This window comes from Psychrobacter sp. PP-21, from assembly GCF_033790785.1.
GTDB lineage: Bacteria > Pseudomonadota > Gammaproteobacteria > Pseudomonadales > Moraxellaceae > Psychrobacter.
Genome location: NZ_JAMYEB010000052.1, coordinates 1 through 1,579 on the forward strand (window position 1 = coordinate 1; position 1,579 = coordinate 1,579).

Annotated in this window: 2 protein-coding genes; one reads left to right on the forward strand and one right to left on the reverse strand. The window is 38.1% G+C overall.

The window, feature by feature from the left end:
• Window positions 1-89 precede the first annotated feature (89 nt).
• A complete protein-coding gene (locus tag NJD71_RS13485) occupies window positions 90-308 on the reverse strand; it encodes an NUDIX domain-containing protein (RefSeq protein ID WP_319052413.1) in 219 nt (72 codons plus the stop codon).
• Window positions 309-539: 231 nt separating this feature from the next.
• Between NJD71_RS13485 and NJD71_RS13490 the strand changes: the two genes are divergently transcribed.
• Window positions 540-1,127 (forward strand): recombinase family protein, encoded by a 588-nt coding sequence (locus NJD71_RS13490; RefSeq protein ID WP_101204374.1) that lies wholly within the window; start codon window positions 540-542, stop codon window positions 1,125-1,127.
• The last annotated feature ends 452 nt before the right edge of the window (window positions 1,128-1,579 follow it).

Genomic DNA, 1,579 nt, shown 5'->3' on the forward strand with positions numbered 1-1,579 from the left:
GCTTGTTTTAAGATGTTAACGATTTGGTTGTCGCTAAAACGTGTCTTTTTCATAGGATTCTCCTGCTGGTGTATTTTAGCAGTTAATCTCTATTCAGGAGTGTTCTTATTTTTCGGGGGGATTACCACAGTTTCCCCACGTTCAATTTTACCACCGGGAAAACCCCATCGACCTGCATCGGGTGGGTTAGCACGGCGTACTAAAAGCACCTTTCCATCTTTAAAAAGTACTCCAATAGTAGCTACTATTGGACGTAGGCTCTGTGGTTCGTATTGTATTATAGGTTCATTACTTAGTATATTAGACATAAAAACTCAATTGAGAATAGGACATAGAGGATAGCTTAATATTCAAGTCCTCACTAGGGTACCGAACCAGTGAAAGCGCCTGACAATCTACCATTAGACTATACCTTAACAGTAAAACCCCCAAACGATAACCTAGCTATCATTAGACTTGTTTCTATTATTAAATGATAGTAATATCTTGATATTATCAATGAACATTATTTATTGAGTCTAAATAATAGAGGTAGTGTTATGAGCGTTCGTATTTATGTGAGAGCAAGCACTAAGGATCAAGACGCTAAGAGAGCCTTATCTGACTTGATTAGCTTTAGCAAAAGCTACGATGATAGCTATGCTGAATATATTGAGCATTTCAGTGGTACGAAGCTCGATAGACCCGCACTCACTCTGTTACTCAATGACGCTGAAGAAGGAGATATTCTACTGGTTGAAAGTGTGGATAGATTAAGCAGGCTATCTCAAGATGATTTTGCAATCTTAAAGCAGCGCATTAAAGACAAGGGCTTACGATTGGTGGTAGCTGATCTACCAACCACGCATACGGTCAGTGAAGGTATGACCGGGGATATTCTCAGGGTGATCAACGATATGTTAATCGACTTATTAGCCACAATGGCAAAGCTTGATAACGACAAGCGTAGAGAGCGTATCAAGCAGGGATTGGCTAACAGTGGCTATAAGCCCACTGGTAAAAAGCCTAATACAACGAAACATAATCGTATTATAGAATTAAACAGTCAAAACAATATGACAAAAGAGGAAGTAGCTAAGGCAGTTGGTGTTGGGGTAGCTACCGTTTATCGCGTATTAAAAAAGTAGTTAGTCATCAGTAGCAGCTTAGGTATAGCTTTTTTATTCAACACTAAGTATTGAAATTAAGTATTTAAAATGTTTTAAGTAAAGACATGTAAAAACGATTCAGGTGACAAGAGTTCAAGCTATTTTTGACAATATTTTGAGTATTTTGAGTATTTTGAGTATTTTGAGTATTTTGAGTATTTTGAGTATTTTGAGTATTTTGAGTATTTTGAGTATTTAGTGAGAATGGCCATAATCTAAAGCGGGCTGTATAGACTCTTTTTCAGCACGCTTATCGTCTTACTTTTCGGTGAAAGCCTTCAGATATGGTTTAGTAAACACAATCTGAACCGCCCCGAGTATATCGGAGAGTGTTTTACTTGAGTCAGGCAGCCATGCCTGACAGGGTTAAACTGTCATAATACCGCTTTTCAAACTCAAAAGGCGACACATAACCAATCGTGCTGTGCAAA

What these genes read in the sequence shown, in the direction of transcription:
- NJD71_RS13485 (WP_319052413.1), bottom strand. Translation starts at nt 308, where the DNA reads ATGTCTAATATACTAAGTAATGAACCTATAATACAATACGAACCACAG.
- NJD71_RS13490 (WP_101204374.1), top strand. Translation starts at nt 540, where the DNA reads ATGAGCGTTCGTATTTATGTGAGAGCAAGCACTAAGGATCAAGACGCT.